We start from the raw sequence: 18,723 nt of genomic DNA, 5'->3' as shown, positions 1-18,723 counted from the left end.
TTTTTAATTTTAATTGGTTTTACTAAATTTTTTATTACCCCAAATTTTACGGTAAATACAAATCCAATTGTTAAAACTGCAAGCAATTTTGCTAATCTTTCAAGATCTTTGATGTGAGTATCTTCCATATTAAAACCTTGCGTTTTCAATAGACCTCTTTCCTAACTCTACTCCTGATAGCAACTGTGGCGACGCTGTCGATGCGCAAGTCCTCACGTACTTCATGTACGCTGCGGCTCTGTGCTTCGTATACTCCTCGCATTTGCTCTTAATTGAGCGAGTTTCGAAAGAGGTCTAATGCCTTAAACATCGATTCAATACTCCATCTTTTCTTATAAAGAAGCACTGCTTTTTTACTTGAAAAACACTCGGGATAGGCAAGTATAACATAGTCTCCCTTGATTTTTTTCATAGTAATTTTAATTTTTGATTTATGAATTAATTGCGGTTTATTCAGGCTAACCCACATATCTTCTTTAAATTGATTAATAATTAGACCTCTTTCGAAACTCGCTCAATTAAGAGCAAATGCGAGGAGTATACGAAGCACAGAGCCGCAGCGTACATGAGGTACGTGAGGACTTGCGCATCGACAGCGTCGCCACAGTTGCCATCAGGAGTAGAGTTAGGAAAGAGGTCTATTGATTTAATTTACACTTTACCAAGATTTGCTCCTCTAACTTTCGTATTACATTTTATCCGGAATACAAAATTAATATTATTATTTGTAAGAAATTCAATTCATTCCTGGTCAAAAAATTCTCTATCCCCCAAAATTGCCTCTATTTTTCCAATCCCAAAACATTTGATAAATTTGCTGACCAGCTCTATACGGTCTGAAGCTTTCGAGTTGCCACCCTTATTATCTAGCATCTTAAAAAAGATCGGAATTGCTATGTTTTCATATGAAATCGCTAGATATAATACTTTGTTTGCCAAACTCCCAATTTGTCCGATCTATTACTAACAAATATTTGTCTAAACTTAAGATATCCACTACCAACGCTGCAACTTCGACTGCATCTATTAGCTGATCTTTAAAAAATCTGTAAATTCTTTTAATTACTGAATCTTGCTTTGCGTCACTTATTATACCCTCTGCTATTTTAGGAATTTGTACGTTCTGGGTCTTAAAAAGTGATAAAATTATCATCTCCAATAATTCGACTCTTGATTTATTCCATCGAAAGTGTTTTGATAACATTTGGCGTAAAGTGGTATTATAGAACATAAACATCCTTAATTATCGTTAAAAATGTATATGTTTAACTGCTTTTCTACCTTTACGCTACTACTTTTTTACCTAACTGTCCGGTACTAAGATCATTAGAATACAGACTCTTACTCCCTTGACTTACGCAGTAGGTGTCTACTTATGCAATAATAATACTCTTCAACCTTTATATTTCACCGCCTCCTTCAAAAACACAGTCTGCCTATGCCACAATCTCAAATCAGTTGCTGGTATTCCCCCAACCTTTCTTCCATCTTGCACGTCTTGCATTACGCCCGATTTTGCGGCTATATGCACTCTGTTACCTATAAACACATGACCAGATATCCCCACCTGCCCCCCAATCATGCAATAATCTCCAATCCTACTACTGCCAGCTATGCCTGTTTGCGCAGCTATCATGGTGCCGCGACCTATTTGCACATTATGAGCGATATGTACCATGTTATCTATTAAACACCCTTCCCCTATGAGTGTATCGCCTATGGAGCCTCTGTCTATCATCACATTAGCGCCTATATTCGCCCCATCACCTATCAACACTATGCCGACATGAGTGATGGCATGATACTTCCCGTTTTTTTGGGTAAAACCAAACCCTGGCTTGCCTATGCAGCTACCAGCGCTCACCTGCACATCCTCTCCTATTACCGCATTGCTAATTACGCAATATGGCCCAATGCAGCTACCGCTACCTATTTTTACGCCATCTTCTATAATGGCTGTGGGATGTATAACAGCGTCTTTTGCTATATCCGAGTCGGTTTTTACTGGTTGATAAAATAAATCTATTAAATTGCTACACACCTCCTGCAGGTTGCTGGTAATAATAATTTGTTTATCTAGCGTCTTTTTTTGCAGTAACACCCCTACCTCTTTTGCGGTAAAAATCACCTTCGCTTTGCTATCGATAAGTTCTTGAAAATATCTTGGATTGGAAAAAAAACTAACATCCTGCTCTTGCGCATCTTGCAATGTGCTAATGTTATTAATTAAACAATCCTGCGCATCGCTCGCTGGTGTAACGCCAATAGTGTTAAAGATTTGAAACAGCGGCACTGCTCTGCGTTGATAAAAACGCTCCCTCAGCAATTGCCTCTGATTGTTTGTGGCATTAACCATAAGTTTAAGTAAATAATTTACGATAAATATATTATATACTCGCTATACCTGTGCCTGCGCGCTTTTTTTTCCCTGATACGCAGCGCATATACCGTTAGTAAAGTTTTCATACACTACGTCTATAAAACCCACTTCTTTTAGAAACTGCACAAACTCTTCTTGATTATAAAATTGATCAATGCTATCTACTAAATACTGATAAGCTTCTCTATCATGTGCTATGCATTGCCCCATTCTTGGTATAATATGGCGTTTATAGCTATTATACATTTTGCTCGCTGCGCCATGTTGGCATTGTGCAAATTCTAAGCACAAGAATACTCCATTTGGTTTTAGCACTCTTAAAGCTTCCTGCAAGGCAAGTTCTATGTTGCAAACATTACGGATACCAAATGCGATAATATAATAGTCAAAAGTGTCATTAGCGAATGAAAGATGCTGCGCATCTTCTTGCGCAAAGACCAGATCATGAAAATAATTTTTATCTATGCTACGATCTATAGCTTTTTGCAACATCTTTGCGTTCACATCTGTTATAGTAATATGAGCATTAATACCAAGGTGCTTCGCCCGCTTGACGAGGTTTAGACCTATATCACCACTACCAGCGGCGCTATCTAGAATAGCAACGCCATTATGCAAGTTTACTTTAGCAGTAAATTTTTGCTTCCATAGTCTGTGCATACCAAAACTCATAAAATCATTCATGAGATCGTATTTTTCTGCAACGCTACTAAAGATACGAAAGATCTTCTCCTCTCTCTTGCTTCTATGATTCGTTCGTTCTGTGCCAAACCCTTCTTCCATCGTCTTATGCCCCTGCAATTCTTAATTTATTAATGATCATCTGCGCATACTATCGAATTTTACAAACCACCTCACCAGGCCAGCAATGCGCCGCCCCATGTTATGCCTGCGCCGAAAGTTAGAAATAAAATAATATCGCCTTTATTAAACAAATCACGTTTTTCATACAAGGCGAGTGGTATGGATGCTGCGGAGCAATTACCATGATTTTGTATGGTAATTATTATCTTATCCTCTGGCAGTTCAAGTCTTTGGGCTATAGCTTCTATAATTCTTATGTTAGCCTGATGTGGTACAACATATTTGATGTCTGATATAGACATGTTGTTATTTTGTAGCAATAGAGTAGCAGTTTCCGCCATCTTTGCTATGGCATGTTTAAACAGTGTTTTACCCTCCATTCTAATCTTACCACAAGATGCGTTAGATCCCGCCCCGCCATCTGTATAAAGTAAGGAGTGATATTGGCCATCTCCACCAAGCATGGTATCAATGAGACCGTAATGATCTGCGCGGATAATTGCGCAACCAGCGCCATCTCCAAAAAGTATAGCGGTAGACCTATCAGACCAATCTATCAACGACGACATTTTTTCTGCGCAAACTAATGCTATTGTACGATATTTACCGCTTTTTATCATAGCATCCGCCACTTCTAACCCATATACAAAGCCCGAGCATACCGCCTGTAGATCAAACATTGGAATGTTTTTAGTGATACCTAATTTTTGATGTATAACAGAGGCTAGGGATGGGAAGTTTTGGTCAGGCGTAGTGGTTGCGCATAATATGAGGTCTAATGAGTCTAGGCCAAACTCTGGGTCAAAACTTTCTCTGGCATGTTCAATAGCACTTTGCAAGCTGTGCAGCGCAAGGTCAGACGTGCATTCTGATTCAGATGCGATATGGCGTCGCTTTATGCCGGTGCGCACCATAATCCATTCATCATTTGTATCTAATGTTTCTGAAAGCGTGTGATTTGTTACTATTCGCTTTGGCAAAAACCCCCCAACGGCTACTATTCTAGAAAACACCATCTATCTTTCAACCTTTTAAGATTTAATTTAAATTGAAGTCTTGCAAGCATTACGTAATTTATTCACTCTTGCTTGATACCCTTGCCCATCTTCATTAAAAAGATAACTACCGCTCACCACTACATTAGTTCCAGCCGTAATAAATTCTTTTGCAGAGTTGGCGTTCATACCACCATCAACAAAAATTAACTGCCGGTCGGACATACGATTGTTTAACCATTCAACCTTTTTTACTTGATCATACAACACATCTTGCCCGCATTTGCCCGGTTCTACGCTCATTACAAGCACATTATCTAAAATAGGAAGTAGAGATGCAATATTTTGTATGGGGGTGTTTGGTTTTAAAGCTACACCAAGCTTTATTTTATTATTAGATTTTTTTATCGTTGTAATCAAGCCCTCCGGATCAGCGCTCGCCTCTAAATGAAAGGCTAGGTGAGTAGCGCCTAGGTTGAGGTAGTCTAGATAGACGCTATCGATATTAGATATCATGAGGTGAATGTCTATAGGAATGGCGCAAATAGAACTAATAGCAGATATTATGCATGGACCAAAAGTGATACACGGCACAAAATGCCCATCCATCACATCTATATGAATCATATCTACGCCCGCTTCTTTCAGCGTATAAATCTGATTTTGCAAATGAAGAAAATCGCTAGCAAGCAAAGAAGCGGCGACGAGAGGAAGAGCGAGCTTCCGGTTAGAACCCATTCCATACTCTACTCCTGATGGCAAGTGCGTTATCGCCGCCGATTCAAACCCCTCGCGTACTTCAGTGTGCCTAGCGTTCCGCGCTTCGCGCACCCCTTGCGCTTGCTCATTATGAACGAGTTTTCGAAGAAGTCTATTGTGCGTAGGCATTGAAGGTGTTTTTTATATAGATTGTTGTAACAACATTTGTTTATTAGTATTGATTAAATTTTCAGCCTTATCGTTTAAAGTACGGACATCAAATTGTTCAAGCTCTTCCTTGGAAATAACATCTAGTACTCTAATGTCTATCACGCCTGGTTTCTTTATCCAGAATCCCTTTGGCCAATACACTCCCGCATTATGCGCAAGTAGCACTACCGGCACCTCTGCAACTTGGGCTAATTTAAGGCCGCTTGGTTTGAATCTGGCAGTTTGGTCTGGGTTCAGTCTGGTAGACTCAGGAAAGATGACTATCCATAATCCTTGCGAAAGTTTTTGCGCTCCATATTCTAATATTTGTTTAACCGAAAGGCGTTCGGTGCGGTCAACTGCTATAGGCTCCACTAGCTTGAGCCCCCAGCCGAAGAAGGGGATATCGAACAGCTCTCGTTTAATAATCCATGAATGTTTAGGAATAATAAGCTGCATAATAATGTTATCCCAAAAGGATTGGTGGTTTGCCATTACTACGCACGGCTCTTTGGGTAATTTTTCTATTCCGGTGATTTTATAATCTAGATTACAAATTAATTTGCATATCAGAATAAAACCACGAGAAAACCAAGTAACTATTAAATATTTTGTATCATAGCTTAAATTACAGAAGCGCAGCGGAACTGCGCTAATAGTAAAAAAAGTGATGGTGAATATCGATACTACTAAATAAAACAATAACACTCTTAAATGCCAAATAAAATCTAACATAGATAAACAAGCAATATCAAAAAACTCACAGATAATTTTAGTATAAAATATATGAAAATCCTAGCCCCCATGACTTTTTTTGTATGCGAACGACGCAAATCGCATCACTCAAAGCTTCTTTAGCAAGTAATTAATAGCATGATGGGTTAGTTGTCGACCTTTGGTTGTTTTATTAACAAAACCTATTCTAATTAAATAATTCTCTATAGTTTCTTCTATAGAATCTTTAGTTTCATTTAAACCGGAGGCGATAGTTTCTAAGCCTACTGGTCCGCCATTATAATTGTTATAGATAAATTGCAGATATCTATGATCGTTACTATCTAATCCTAAACCATCTATCTCCATTTTAGCAAGAATTTGCTGAACATAGCTCACGTTTGTTGATTGTATATTTTCTACTATCGCAAAATCCCGCACTCTACGCAAAATTCTAAGCGCAATGCGTGGAGTACCTCTAGAGCGCATAGCTATTTCAGTGAGGCCATCACTACTACAGTTAAGTTTAAGCATCATAGCAGCTCTTGCTAACACTGTGTGTAGTTCTTCTGTAGAGTATAGTTCTAGCCTGAGTGATATAGGAAAACGCGAACGTAGTGGGTTACTAATAAGCCCCAGTCTCGTTGTGGCTGCAACCAGCGTGAAATGCGCTAGGTCCACTCTAGCTATTCTGGCAGTGCTACCCTGGCCTATTGCTAGATCTAATTTTAAATCTTCCATTGCGCTATACAGCATTTCCTCTAGTGCAATGCGCATTCTGTGTATTTCGTCTATAAATAATATCTCACCCCTCTTGAGATTCATTAAAATACCAGCGAGATCTGCAGTTTTGACGAGTGCTGGTGCGGAAGTGGTTTTGATGTTGACGTTCATCTCTTTGGCTATTATTTGCGCTAAAGTGGTTTTGCCAAGCCCTGGTGGGCCATAGAAGAGACAGTGATCTAATGGCTCATTACGTTTTTTTGCTGAGTCTAAAAATACTAACAAATTACTTTTAATATTTGTCTGCCCGATGAATTCTTTTAAGAAAGATGGGCGTAGACTATAGTCTTGATCAGATTCTAATTGTTGCGGACAGAGTATCGTGCTCATGAGTATTGCAGCAGCGCGATTCTTACGATTTCGTCTAGCGCAAGTTCCGGTTTTTCTTTTAATAAAGATGAGACATAAGTATGCATAAGTTTTTTATTTAATCCTAGATTTACTAAAACTGAAACGGCATCGTCTAGTAAGCTCTGATTACAGAGCACATCTAGAGAAAACTCCTCATCTGCATCATTGGGCAAAAGATGAGTGAGGGATTTTATTTTATTTTTTAATTCTAGTAGCAGCCTTTGAGCGAGCTTAGGTCCGACGCCTTGTACACTTTCTATTACTTCTCTATCTTGCTCTTCTATTATACGACAGAATTGATGAGCTTGTATGCTAGAGAGGATGCACAGCGCGATTTTTGTGCCAGCGCCACTGACGGAATTGATTAATAAAAAACATTCTTTTTCTAGTTGAGAGCTAAAGCCATAGAGATGTAATTTATCTTCGCGTAGATAAGTTTCTATCCATAATTCTATGTTTTGTTCTAGCTGTAATTGACTCAGAAGATTAGACGTGGTAAACACCAAATACCCCACCCCTTGAACGTCTAAGATGAGGTAGTGTTTTGTGATGATGTCTACTACACCCCTTAATTTACCAATCATATATTATTTGAGTGATTTTATTGTAAAGATTCTATAATCTCATCAGTAAAATCAAAGTTAGGGAACACATTTTGCACGTCCTCATTATGCTCTAGCGCTTCAATAAAGTCGAGCAGTTTTTTGGCTTTTACTTCGTCAGTAACTATGGATAAATTATGAGGCTTCCAACTTAAATAGCTTTCTGATGCAACGCCATATATATCCGCCAAGGCATGTTCGCATTTAGAAAAATCTTGCACATCAGTGTATATTGTATAGTGTTCGTGTTCGCATGTGATATCTGACGCGCCAAGCTCTAGCGCTTTTTGCGTTAATTCATCTTCGGAGCAGATAGATATTGGATAGATAATACATCCAAGATGATCATACATAAAACTTGCCGAGCCTTGCTCTCCCATATGACCACCAAATTTATTAAACATACTGCGCACATCAGATGCTGTGCGATTTTTATTATCAGTAATAGTTTCTACTATCACTGCTAATCCATCCGTTAAGAAGCCCTCATATCTGATTTCATGTAACTCGTTTTGATCATGCTCTTTGGCGTGTATGGCCTTTTCTATTCTTTCTTTCGGTAGGTTGTGGGCTTTTGCGCAGGCAATTGCATGCTTTAATCTTGGATTGATTTCTGGGTCTGCGCCTTGTTTTGCCGCAACTGATATATCGCGTATCAGCTTGGTGAAAATTTTTGCGCGCTTCTTATCCTGCGCACCTTTTCTATGTTGTATATTTTTAAATTTGGAGTGTCCAGCCATATTTAAATACCTCTAACTATATTTTGAATTTAATATGATAAAATAAACGGAATAATTTTTTGTTTAGATAAAAATTAATTAATGCAAGAATCTTAAGTTTATTATATCTTCTATTTTGGTTCAGTCTATAGTCTATTTTGGTTTATTTGATAGACTGAAACTTACATGCATTGTTTGAGAGCGCAAGAGTTCGACGTATTTCGTGATAGTGATTGTGAAGTGTGCTTTTGTTTTAGTGTATATATATTGCGCAAGTACTATTGCAAGATGTTCTATTAAGCAAAAAGTTTTATTTTGCAAACTTTCTTGCGCTCCCGCTATGAGCTCTGCATAGCAAAAAGTGTCGTCTAAATGATCGCTATAACACGCAACTAAATCTCGTTCGAATGATAAATCTATTTTCACTTTCTGTGCGCTTTGTCTTTCATCATAAGTATGTCCTAGCCTTACATTAAACCAAACATTGGTGATGCGTAGTTGTGCGTCATAAAAATGTACTTTTGTTTCTGATGTTTTATTTTGCATATTTTATTTATTTTTTATTTATATTTTTATAGAGTGGTGATTTGACTTTACGGCACTTTTCTTCAATAATCTTATGAAGTTTAACCAAATTATAAGTTTTTATAAAATGAATTATGGCAATAAGCTATATCATGCGTGATAAACATAAAAAACCGAAATGGTTTTTGGTCGTCGGGTCTTGCATTTTACTCTTGACTCTCGCTTCATGTAAAAGCAATAAGAATGGAGAAGATCTAATTGTACCAGCGCCAAAACTATACACTGAAGCTATGTACTTGCTTGCGAAGGGTAAATATAAAGATGCTGCGCATGAGTTTCATAGAGTATATGCTCAGCATCCTGGCGCAGAGTTAGCTTCTAAGGCCCAGTTGATGGAGGCTTATACTCTGTTTTTAGAAGGAGAGTACGAGGAGTCTGCTGGAACATTAGATTTATTTTATACTCTACATCCTGCTGATCCATATTGTGCGTACGCTCTATATTTAAAGGGTATGAACTATTACATGCAAGTAGAAGATATAGATTTAGATCAATCTAATACCTCTAGAGCAAAGGAAGTGTTTGAGCAGTTAATAGCTCGTTTTCCTGATACAAAATATGCTACAGATGCCCGTATGAAGATGTGTTTACTAGATGATCATATGGCGGGTAAAGAGCTAGAGGTGGCGCGCTATTATTTGTTTAAAAAGCAACCAATTGCAGCTGTAAACAGAGCGAAATGTGTGATTAATTCTTATCAGAATACTGCGCATACTCAAGAAGCTTTATATAGAATTGCTCAAGGATATAAGATGCTTGGTATTAAAGATGAAGCTAGTAAGTATATTGCGGTGCTTGGATATAACTATCCTAGGAGCGCTTGGTACAAAAAAGGATATGAATTGATACGAGAATGGGAAGAGAATAATAATGCAAAAGTGTCAACTATATCGCAAAAAAAACAAGCGGCTAATACTAACAACGCCAACAAAACTAAGAAGACTAATAAAAAAACAAAGGAGGCAGCGACAATGCAATAAAAGGCTAGGTATTGCTGAAAAAGTTATTAGAAAAGTCATTAGAGTTTAAAAATGGCTATGTTTGCGTATAGATTGAATTGCTATGCCAAGAAATTAGTTGTGAGTAGAACTTTATCATGATAATTAAAATTCTTAGTGATAGCTTCTTCCCATCTCTGCTCTCTAGTACCCTTGCCAAATACTGTGTCCATACAAAAGTCTTGTAACACCCAATAGTTATTTTTTATTTCATTTTCCAGTTGTCCAAGCGCCCAAATTGAGAAGCCAGAGATTGCGAAGTAATGCGATGGCCATTTATTATCTTTGATAAAATGATATAGCACATTGATCTTGCTCAAAGACGGTGCTTCAAGATGATGAGTGATCTCTCTGTTATAAGAAAGTTTGGCGCTTTGCGTTTGTAACAGAGAGGACGGCGGAAGATGATCGTTAGTATGTAGAAGTAACAAAGAATTACTACAAGGACCACCGATTCTCACTGTTACCTTATATTTTTTTTGCTCGGTCTGTTGGAATGGGTGATAGTCTATATTATCATGAAATTGGTATTCAGATTCATCTGTTTTGAATGTTTCATCCAGGTTAGGCGTGGAGTAATCTACCGTAGCGTTTTGCTCGATAGAATTTACGATAAGTCCTAAACTGCCAGTAACTTGGTCATTGATAAGAATGTACACTATAGCTTTAGCAAAGTACTTATCGTTATTAAGCACTGGGGTGCTAATGAGTAATTTATTACTTAAATTTTGAAAAATTTGCATATTTGTTTTTGCGCAAAATAGTTGTAGCACTGATTATACATTGAATCTAAATAAAATCACATCTCCATCTTGCACCAAATAGTCCCTCCCCTCTATTCTCATTTTGCCAGCATTTTTTGCTCCATTTTCGCCATCGTATTCTATGTAATGATTATAACTAATTACTTCGGCTTTAATAAATCCTCTTTCAAAATCACTATGTATGATCCCTGCTGTTTCGGGCGCAAGCGCGCTGCTAGGGGCTGTCCATGCTCTAGCCTCTTTTGGTCCGATTGTGAAGAAGCTTTTGAGGTCTAGCAAACTATAAACTTCTTTCGTGATTCTAGTTAAACCAGACTCTTGTATACCAAGCGTATCTAAGAATTCCGCCTTCTCTTCAGGGTTTGTTAGTGCCGCTATCTCTGATTCAATCTGAGAAGAAATGATGCAATATTTTGCTTTAATACTACTTAGATGTTCTATCACAGTTTGCGTATGTTCATTGCCAGACAGCAACTCATCTTCGCCAACATTTAGCGCGTACAACATTTTTTTACCAGTGAGTAATTGTAGTTGATTAAGTTGATGTTTGGTGTAACCTAAATCTAAAACATGAATCGCTGGTTTGCCAGATGCGAGCAATAGCTTAGTTTCTCTTAATATTTCTATTTGCTGCGCCAGCAGTGGGTCTTGTTTGCTCTTCTTCTCAATCGCAGCAATCCTCTTGTCTACAGATTCTAAGTCTGCTATAATGAGCTCAGTTTCTGTGAGTTGCATGTCTGTTAATGGGTCTACTTTATTGTATACATGTATAATATCCTTGTTTTCAAAGCACCTTAACACATGTAAGACAGCGTCTACTTCCCTGATATGAGCTAGGAATTTATTACCCAATCCCTCGCCTTTACTTGCGCCTTTTACTAGCCCAGCGATATCTACGAATTCTACAGTGGCGCGAATGATTTTCTCGGAATTTGCGATCTTAGATAAGCTATCTAAGCGCTGGTCTTCAACGGTGGCTATGCCGGAATTTGGCTCTATTGTGCAAAATGGGTAATTTGCTGCTTGGGCGCTGAAAGTGGAAGTAAGGGCATTGAATAAGGTAGATTTGCCTACGTTAGGCAATCCTACTATTCCACATTTTAATGACATATTGGTTAATCGATTTATGTTAAAAACTCATTACATGTATAGAGATATAATTAATATAAATAAGCGAGTATTGCAAATTTGCCTACCCAAAGATATGAGATATACCTAGCACAGGAGAGTGTTGAGATAAAATTTAAAATATGTGAGATAAATACATCAATTTTTAAGCCAAGAGTGGTATAGTCTTTGTGATGTTTGTGCAAAACTAAACAGAAAAGTGATAAAAATGTATCATAATTAATCTTTTCAAAGATTTATATCATAAAGTTTTTGTCTTTTTTAACTGCGGCAGTATTGATATAACATTGACCTTCGCATAATATTGGATATGATAACTAACTCTTTAATGGCCTAATTAATGAATACATGATGGCCCAATTAATGAATACATAAGATGTAGTTGCCGGCCTTTTGTATTTAGTGTTGAGGGCTATTTACGCATTTTTTTTGGGGCTCGTCTGTTTGCAACTCTCGTTTTGAAGAGAAGATGCGTAGCGCTCCAGCATTAACGTTGTAGAAGAATTGTTTATTTTTTAAGTAACTAATATTAAAGCAATGAGTATGAAAAATTCTAAAAACACTTCTGGTAAAATAACCTATAGAAAAGATGGTTTGGTGGGAGAAATTAGCAGTCTTGCTGGCGTTTCCAAGGCTGAAGCTACTCGTTCATTGGATATGGTATTGCAGGCTATTTTGAGTATTCTAAAAAAGGGTAGTGATGTAAGTGTTATGGGTTTTGGTTCTTTTGAAATTCAGGAAAGAGCAGCAAGATGTGGTAGGAATCCTCGGAATGGAGAGCGGCTTGATATACCTGCTTATAAACAGCCAGTGTTTAAGGCGGGGCAGAACATGAAAGATGCAGTGAATGGCAGAGTGAGCGAATAAGTTCAGCCTTAAATCTTGTAGGGAGGTGCTCCATCGTTTATTAGTGTTACGTACGGACATCAAACATCAAATAACTAATTGTAATTACTAATTTATTTAATAGGGGAGGAATAGATGTCTTATGTTCCAATAGTAGTCGAGCAAACTGCAAAGGGCGAAAGAGCATATGATATATATTCTAGGTTATTAAAGGAGCGTATCGTTTTTGTCTGTGGTGAAGTAGAAGACCACATGTCTAACCTAATTGTTGCCCAGCTACTGTTTTTAGAAGCAGAAAATCCTGATAAAGATATATATATGTATATCAACTCCCCCGGGGGAGTGGTGAGCTCTGGTCTCGCGATTTACGATACTATGCAATACATTAAACCGAGTATTGCAACTGTGTGCATAGGGCAGGCTTGTTCTATGGGTTCTTTGTTGCTAACAGCTGGTACCCCAGGCATGAGGTATGCATTGCCGCACAGCAGGATTATGATACACCAACCATCCGGAGGGTATAGAGGGCAAGCGACTGATATAGAGATACATGCCAAAGAAATAGTTAAATTAAAAGCTATGCTGAATCAGATGTATAGCACTCACACTGGCCAAGATATTCAAAAGATTAACGAAAGCATGGAGCGCGATAATTTTATGAGCGCTGACGAGGCTAAATCTTTTGGTATAATTGATGCCATCATCGAATCTAGAGATTCTATCATTCATAGAGAAAAACAAAAAGATATTAACAAGTGAGTAAATCTCTTGCAAAGCTCGCTCTCAGTAGGCAAGGCACGCAGCAAATAGCGTAGCGTGAGGGGCAGTCATGTGTTTAGGTTACATGGAAGTTCTTGCGCAAAACAATCTAGCTTATATAGGTTTTTATGTCACTTGCTGATACTTGCTGGTAATGGGCTTCTTTTGAAACTCGCTCATGAGGAGCAAATGAAAGTGCAAAATGTGGAGTGTATACAGAGTTAGGTGAGGATTGGAGCATCGGAGTGCCACTACAGTTGGCATCAGAAGTAGAGTTACAGAAGAAGTCTGGGGCAGTGTCGACATTTAAGGTTTTCTTGTGTTATGATATTTTAGCGCTAATAATGAGGCTAAGATGTTATGCGGCTTGCGCGATGATCGATGGGAAATAACCAAAGATATTTTACTAGACCTCTTGCATAAGCTATTTTACAGGGTAATTTTGTTGTCAAAACTCCTTTGCACTCCTCATATACTAGAGTATGCTGCGGCGCTCAACATCATTTTTCCTAAAAATTCCTCCTTCATTTTTGAGATTATGCAAGAGGTCTAATGAAGGAAATGATGATGCGGTTTATTAATCCATTTGGAGCAAAAAGCATTAAATACCTACTAGCCGATCGTGAGTTTATGAGTAAAGAATGGTTGGATTTTCTTATAGAAAGGCAGATTAACTTTGCTATTCCGTTAAAGGATATGAAGATTCGCATTAAAAAATCCTTGCAAACTAAAGCAGCAAGCCAGAGCTTTAAGCATCTACAACAGTTTGAATATGTTGAGGTTGAAGCAGTTTATGAGGTCACTTAGTTTGATTATCTGCTTATAGAAACCATAAAAATGAGCTAATGGTAGTAGTAGCAAATTCTAGAATTGATGTAAATATTTTTTGCTTTATACAAATTTCGTTGGTCAATTGAGCATCTGTTTAAACTCAGCCGGATTTGACATTGAAAAAAGCCACATTTATCAGTCAGATCGGTTTATGAAGTTGGTTGCCGTTTGCGCTATTGCATCAGCATAAAAAACGGTCTAATTCAAAACCAGCTAAATCCCATCAAAATTAGGACTAAAAAAACTAATCCAAAACAACTATAGTAAATTAAGTTGAAATTCGAGTATATAATACGATAAAATAAAAAAAATGCCATCATCCTATAGTCAAGATTTTCGTAAAAAGTAATGAATTATGTAAATAAAGGTAATATAGTAATTTAGGTTGAATTAGATATTTTAAAGAAATAGCCTCATATAATTGATCAGATACCAATATTTATGCCAATTCCGGATATCAGGGGTTAAAGAAACTTTGCAAGAACGCCAAAACACCGATAAAAAAAACGCAAGAAAAAGCTCTTGAGTTACTGGCAAAAATATATAATAAGATAATATGTTAAAAGACGTGTAAAAGTTGAAAATATTATCACTCAACTTAAAAAGTTTCGCATTTTATCGAATCGTTACTGTAATAAACGCAAGGCGTATAACTTAAAGTTTAATATTATAGCTGGAATTATTAATTTCAAAAATGAATTTTATAATAAAGCATTATCGACATAAACACATCAGCTCTACACCTAACATACTCTGTGTTTTTTTAAATTCATAACTACGCAACAGCTCTATTGACGAGAGCGCTATCAAGATGACGATATGCAAAGATCGTGGATGGGGAAAGAAAGGCGAGAAATAGTTAGCAAAAAGAGTGCAAACATTACGAAAGAACAAACATTATAAGGGATTAGTGAATAATAAGTCAATAGCACCTATGGTATTTAATGGTCTATGCAATACACTATTATTTGAAAGCTGGGTGGAGAATGTTTTAATTAAGGAATTAAAGTCCTGCCAAGTTGTAATTATGGACAATGCTTCTTTTCATAAATCTAAGAAGACAAAAGAATTGATTAAATCAGTAAATTACAAGATCATTTTTTGCCTCCATATTCTCCAGACTTAAACCCTATAGAAAAATTCTGGGCAAACATGAAATGTTAGATTAAGGACAGAATCTCTTCTTTTGATAAACTTTATGATGCTTTAAATCAGTGCTTTGCCTTGTAAACTTCAACTTAATTTACTATATAGACCAATACCGACCAGGTCTGCACACTATACAGCTCTGAAGCTACGGATCGCAAAATCAGGTGACAAATTAGGAGGCTTTATGGCAAGAAAGAGTTATCAACTTCCCGAAACAATGACCTTATGGCGAGGATATGAAGTACTTCAAGGGCACGTAATGATGCTATTAATTGTTAGAGGTAATAAATAAATGTCGATACTACCTAGTAATTCTCATATTCAAAGCTCAGATTTGCATACCCCTCGCCAAACCACAAGTGGTTTGTTTATATCTTTTGAGGGCGGAGATTGCGTTGGTAAAAGCACGCAAGTGGATTTATTAGCAGAGTACTTCTCGTCACAATCTATAGAGTATGTTAAAACTAGAGAAGTGGGCCACTATGATGAAGTGGGTGAGAAAATTAGAGATTTGATGCTACATGGGTCTCTGAGTTCCTGGTCTCAGTTTCATTTAATAATGGTAGCGCGATATGAGCACTTGCTGCGCAAGATAATACCCGCTTTGCTTGCGGGCAAGATAGTGATATGCGATAGGTTTGTTGACAGCACGGCGGTGTATCAAGGTTATTGTAATGAGTCCAAAAGATCGACTGACTGGGTTTACTGCGCACATGATAAAATGCTACGAGATATGTTTTTGCATATTATCTCATCGAATAAATCTCTTTCCAAACTCACTCATGAGGAGGTGTCTTGTGATGTTGCAATAGACCCTATCCTTTTTCAAAATTATTATTTACAATCAAAATTCTTACCAGATATCACCTTTATACTCGATGCTCAAGATGACATTGTGTCGAATAGACTGGCGCAAAAGAATAATCCAGATAGATTCGAAAGAAATAAAGAGATGCAGCGTCTTGTGAGGCGTGGGTTTTTAACCTTAGCTACCCAAAGAAATTTGGAGGAGAGGCGTGAGAGATTGCATGTTATAGATTCCGGAGGTTTGACTAGTGCGCAAGTCCATGAAGTGATTATCAAAAAAATTAAATTATATATTAAGTTTTAAGAAATCTATGTTAAAAAAAGCGATTATTTTCCCAGGACAGGGCTCACAAGTGCTTGGTATGGGGCGTGACTTTTACGAAAACTTTGCCGAAGCCAGAGAAGTTTTTGAGTTAGTAGATGACTGTCTGAATTTTAAATTAAGCAATGTGATCTTTGGTGGTTCACAAGAAGATTTATCTAAAACCATGAACGCTCAACCAGCTCTCATGTGCACATCTGTGGCTATCTTGCGCGTACTGCAAAAACAGAGTGGCAAGAATATTAGCGAGCTGGCATCTATATCAGCTGGCCATTCTCTAGGAGAATATAGCGCACTGTGCGCAGTGGAAAGTATTTCGCTATCTGATACTGTTAAACTACTCAAGGAGCGCGGTAGGGCGATGTATGAGGCGATGCCGAATGGAGGAGCTATGATGGCATGCATTGGCTTGAGTGTTGCAGAGCTAGAAAGGATGATAGATCAAGTGTTACAGACTAATCCTTCTAATGTTTGTCAGATTGCTAATGATAATATCCTAAACCAGATTGTTGTGAGTGGCCATGCTAATGCCATAGACACATTGCATCAACTCGGCGTTGGTGCTGGCGCTAAGATGATTAAACTAAAGGTGAGCGGTGCATTTCACTCTAGGCTTATGTTGCCAGCAGAACAGAGAATGCGGGAAGTGCTAGAAGATGTGAATATTAACGAGCCATGCATACCCATTATTAGTAATTACGATGCAAATGTTACCGTTGATCCTGTAGAAATTAAAGAAAATTTAGCGTTGCAGATCTGTAATCGCGTGAGGTGGCGCGAAACTTTAGATTTAATGCGTGAGTTAGGTGTAGAAGAAGTGGCGGAAATAGGCGGTCAGAGGGTGCTAACGGGCATGCTAAAAAATGGTGGGTATAATGAATTTAACGTAATGAGTATTAGCACAGTGGAAGAGTTAGACGCCTTTCTTGCTAAGTGGGGATAGGAAGCGGAAGTGTATCGCGTTATGAAACAAAATTATTCATTATCTCATCTCACATGGTTTAAGGTTGGTGGAGATGCTAAGTTTTTTTTTCGCCCCAACTCTATTACGGAAATACAGAATTTTTTACAAACCAATGATCAACCTGTTTATATTATAGGTGCTGGCTCTAATGTGCTCATTCGAGACGGAGGGTTTGATGGAGTGATATTAAAGCTTGGGAGAGGCTTCACTCAGATTCAATGCGACAACGTCAACATGCATTGCATTAGGGTTGGTGCGGGCTGCATGAATCATGATCTTGCGCAATTTTGTTTGGAACATGGCGTGGGGGGGCTAGAGTTTTTGTGTGGTATACCAGGATCTGTTGGCGGTGGAATAAAGATGAATGCCGGGGCTTATCAGAGAGAGTTTAAGGATATTGTGTTGAATGTGGGTGTGGTGGATGCTAATGGGGTTTACTATCAAATAAAACGAGAACAAATCGACTTTGAATATAGAAATAGTAATCTATGTGATAGCTTAATTTGTGTAGATGTTATGGTGCAAGGATATAGCGCAAGCAAGCTTCAAATTTTCGAAGAGATGGAATATATCAAAGCGCAACGTAAACAAAGCCAACCTATTAATCAGAAAACTGGTGGCAGTACTTTTAAAAATAAACCAAACTATAAAGCGTGGGAGTTGATAGATGCCGCTGGCTTGCGAGGATTTAAAATGGGCGGGGCATGCGTGAGCCAGATGCATGCTAATTTTATTGTTAATGATGGTTGTGCTACTGCAAGGGATATAGAGGAGTTAGGGGAGTATATACGCCAAACCGTGTTTCAAAAAACGGGACAGATGCTGGAATGGGAGATAAAGCGCATTGGGACTGAATAGATCTTTTTGCGCTGGCTTTATTCTTGATCTAAAAACATCCTCGCGAAATTAGACCTCTTTCGAAACTCATTTATACTAGCTACATGTTATAAATAGCTGTAATCAAATTGAATCTGAGGCCAAACCTTTTTCGTCTGTTTCTATAGACCTCTTTCGAAACTCATTTATACTGGGACTGTTGCGAGATGAGGTAATTTTTGTTATAATAAATCTCAAAAGAACGAGGTTTTCAAATGTCTTCAGCGCATCAAATTACAATGGTAAGTTTAAATCAATTAGTTAGTCCAAAGCATCAATATCGCAAATTTAAAGACTTATTTGATTTTGAGGTGGCAGCGAAAGAATTAAAAAGCGTTGAATCTCCTGCAAATTATAAAGGTTATGGAGTTCAGCGTCTTTTTAAATGTTTGCTTTTGCAATTCATGGAAGATTTGTCAGACCGTGAATTAGAAAGA

22 protein-coding genes and 1 pseudogene are annotated in these 18,723 nt (G+C 37.7%); 11 read left to right on the top strand and 12 right to left on the bottom strand.

The genetic code is table 11. The features are described 5' to 3' along the window. Window positions 1-901: 901 nt before the first annotated feature. The 10 genes from Sarmat_RS02810 to Sarmat_RS02765 all read right to left on the bottom strand — a co-directional run bounded on the left by Sarmat_RS02810 (window position 902) and on the right by Sarmat_RS02765 (window position 8,803). Window positions 902-1,204 carry a hypothetical protein gene (locus Sarmat_RS02810; RefSeq protein WP_202149329.1) on the bottom strand — a complete coding sequence of 101 codons (303 nt, stop codon included), beginning with the start codon at window positions 1,202-1,204 and terminating at the stop codon, window positions 902-904. Window positions 1,205-1,393: 189 nt separating this feature from the next. After that, window positions 1,394-2,356: a UDP-3-O-(3-hydroxymyristoyl)glucosamine N-acyltransferase gene (locus Sarmat_RS02805; protein ID WP_202149328.1), complete on the bottom strand. Its 963-nt coding sequence runs from the start codon at window positions 2,354-2,356 to the stop codon at window positions 1,394-1,396. A gap of 42 nt (window positions 2,357-2,398) precedes the next feature. Then, a complete protein-coding gene (locus Sarmat_RS02800) occupies window positions 2,399-3,163 on the bottom strand; it encodes a ubiquinone/menaquinone biosynthesis methyltransferase (RefSeq protein WP_202149327.1) in 765 nt (254 codons plus the stop codon). Between the two features lie 71 nt (window positions 3,164-3,234). Beyond that, a complete protein-coding gene (locus tag Sarmat_RS02795; RefSeq protein WP_202149331.1) occupies window positions 3,235-4,197 on the bottom strand; it encodes a beta-ketoacyl-ACP synthase 3 in 963 nt (320 codons plus the stop codon). Between the two features lie 30 nt (window positions 4,198-4,227). Next, on the bottom strand, window positions 4,228-5,067 hold the full coding sequence (locus Sarmat_RS02790; protein WP_202149326.1) for a ribulose-phosphate 3-epimerase: 840 nt from the start codon (window positions 5,065-5,067) through the stop codon (window positions 4,228-4,230). Between the two features lie 12 nt (window positions 5,068-5,079). Beyond that, entirely contained in the window at window positions 5,080-5,823 is a 744-nt protein-coding gene (locus tag Sarmat_RS02785; RefSeq protein WP_202149325.1) for a lysophospholipid acyltransferase family protein, read from the bottom strand. A 108-nt stretch (window positions 5,824-5,931) separates the two neighbouring features. Next, window positions 5,932-6,915 carry a Holliday junction branch migration DNA helicase RuvB gene (gene ruvB / locus Sarmat_RS02780; RefSeq protein ID WP_202149324.1) on the bottom strand — a complete coding sequence of 328 codons (984 nt, stop codon included), beginning with the start codon at window positions 6,913-6,915 and terminating at the stop codon, window positions 5,932-5,934. After that, window positions 6,912-7,520 carry a Holliday junction branch migration protein RuvA gene (gene ruvA / locus Sarmat_RS02775; protein WP_202149323.1) on the bottom strand — a complete coding sequence of 203 codons (609 nt, stop codon included), beginning with the start codon at window positions 7,518-7,520 and terminating at the stop codon, window positions 6,912-6,914. The genes ruvB and ruvA overlap by 4 nt, the downstream gene beginning before the upstream one ends. A 17-nt stretch (window positions 7,521-7,537) precedes the next feature. Then, on the bottom strand, window positions 7,538-8,278 hold the full coding sequence (locus Sarmat_RS02770) for a YebC/PmpR family DNA-binding transcriptional regulator (RefSeq protein WP_202149322.1): 741 nt from the start codon (window positions 8,276-8,278) through the stop codon (window positions 7,538-7,540). 132 nt (window positions 8,279-8,410) lie between these two features. Beyond that, the gene (locus Sarmat_RS02765) at window positions 8,411-8,803 is read right to left on the bottom strand and encodes a dihydroneopterin aldolase (RefSeq protein ID WP_202149321.1); all 393 of its coding nucleotides are present in this window, start codon (window positions 8,801-8,803) and stop codon (window positions 8,411-8,413) included. Window positions 8,804-8,934: 131 nt separating this feature from the next. Here Sarmat_RS02765 and Sarmat_RS02760 point away from each other — a divergent pair. Beyond that, window positions 8,935-9,705 (top strand): annotated as a pseudogene (locus tag Sarmat_RS02760) (outer membrane protein assembly factor BamD); the annotation flags it as partial. A gap of 197 nt (window positions 9,706-9,902) precedes the next feature. Here the strand turns inward: Sarmat_RS02760 and Sarmat_RS02755 are convergent. Together Sarmat_RS02755 and ychF are read right to left on the bottom strand one after the other, a co-directional pair. Next, window positions 9,903-10,583 carry a YqgE/AlgH family protein gene (locus Sarmat_RS02755; protein WP_202149320.1) on the bottom strand — a complete coding sequence of 227 codons (681 nt, stop codon included), beginning with the start codon at window positions 10,581-10,583 and terminating at the stop codon, window positions 9,903-9,905. A gap of 33 nt (window positions 10,584-10,616) precedes the next feature. Then, window positions 10,617-11,714: a redox-regulated ATPase YchF gene (gene ychF / locus Sarmat_RS02750; protein WP_202149319.1), complete on the bottom strand. Its 1,098-nt coding sequence runs from the start codon at window positions 11,712-11,714 to the stop codon at window positions 10,617-10,619. Between the two features lie 561 nt (window positions 11,715-12,275). On the opposite strand from ychF, the gene Sarmat_RS02745 reads away from it, so the two are divergent. The 10 genes from Sarmat_RS02745 to Sarmat_RS02700 all read left to right on the top strand — a co-directional run. After that, complete coding sequence (locus Sarmat_RS02745) at window positions 12,276-12,599, top strand: HU family DNA-binding protein (RefSeq protein ID WP_202149318.1); 324 nt, start codon at window positions 12,276-12,278, stop codon at window positions 12,597-12,599. A gap of 114 nt (window positions 12,600-12,713) precedes the next feature. Continuing rightward, window positions 12,714-13,337 carry an ATP-dependent Clp endopeptidase proteolytic subunit ClpP gene (gene clpP / locus Sarmat_RS02740; RefSeq protein ID WP_202149317.1) on the top strand — a complete coding sequence of 208 codons (624 nt, stop codon included), beginning with the start codon at window positions 12,714-12,716 and terminating at the stop codon, window positions 13,335-13,337. A 209-nt stretch (window positions 13,338-13,546) separates the two neighbouring features. Further along, on the top strand, window positions 13,547-13,729 hold the full coding sequence (locus Sarmat_RS02735) for a hypothetical protein (protein ID WP_202149316.1): 183 nt from the start codon (window positions 13,547-13,549) through the stop codon (window positions 13,727-13,729). A 23-nt stretch (window positions 13,730-13,752) separates the two neighbouring features. Beyond that, window positions 13,753-13,890: a hypothetical protein gene (locus Sarmat_RS02730; RefSeq protein ID WP_202149315.1), complete on the top strand. Its 138-nt coding sequence runs from the start codon at window positions 13,753-13,755 to the stop codon at window positions 13,888-13,890. Beyond that, window positions 13,890-14,144, top strand: coding sequence for a transposase (locus tag Sarmat_RS02725; protein ID WP_202149314.1), 255 nt, complete (start codon window positions 13,890-13,892; stop codon window positions 14,142-14,144). The genes Sarmat_RS02730 and Sarmat_RS02725 overlap by 1 nt, the downstream gene beginning before the upstream one ends. Before the next feature lie 958 nt (window positions 14,145-15,102). Then, entirely contained in the window at window positions 15,103-15,294 is a 192-nt protein-coding gene (locus Sarmat_RS02720; RefSeq protein ID WP_202149313.1) for a transposase, read from the top strand. Between the two features lie 315 nt (window positions 15,295-15,609). Next, window positions 15,610-16,428: a dTMP kinase gene (locus tag Sarmat_RS02715; RefSeq protein WP_202149312.1), complete on the top strand. Its 819-nt coding sequence runs from the start codon at window positions 15,610-15,612 to the stop codon at window positions 16,426-16,428. 7 nt (window positions 16,429-16,435) lie between these two features. Then, entirely contained in the window at window positions 16,436-17,389 is a 954-nt protein-coding gene (fabD, locus tag Sarmat_RS02710; protein ID WP_202149311.1) for an ACP S-malonyltransferase, read from the top strand. Between the two features lie 21 nt (window positions 17,390-17,410). Next, window positions 17,411-18,268: a UDP-N-acetylmuramate dehydrogenase gene (gene murB / locus Sarmat_RS02705; protein ID WP_202149310.1), complete on the top strand. Its 858-nt coding sequence runs from the start codon at window positions 17,411-17,413 to the stop codon at window positions 18,266-18,268. Window positions 18,269-18,501: 233 nt separating this feature from the next. Continuing rightward, a partial coding sequence (locus Sarmat_RS02700; RefSeq protein ID WP_202149039.1) for a hypothetical protein occupies window positions 18,502-18,723 on the top strand: 222 nt, incomplete at its 3' end.

The sequence above is a fragment of the Candidatus Sarmatiella mevalonica genome (assembly GCF_016751895.1).
Classification (GTDB): domain Bacteria; phylum Pseudomonadota; class Alphaproteobacteria; order Rickettsiales; family Rickettsiaceae; genus Sarmatiella; species Sarmatiella mevalonica.
Note: the sequence above shows the minus strand (reverse complement) of the source record. Positions and strands in the feature narration are given on the sequence as shown.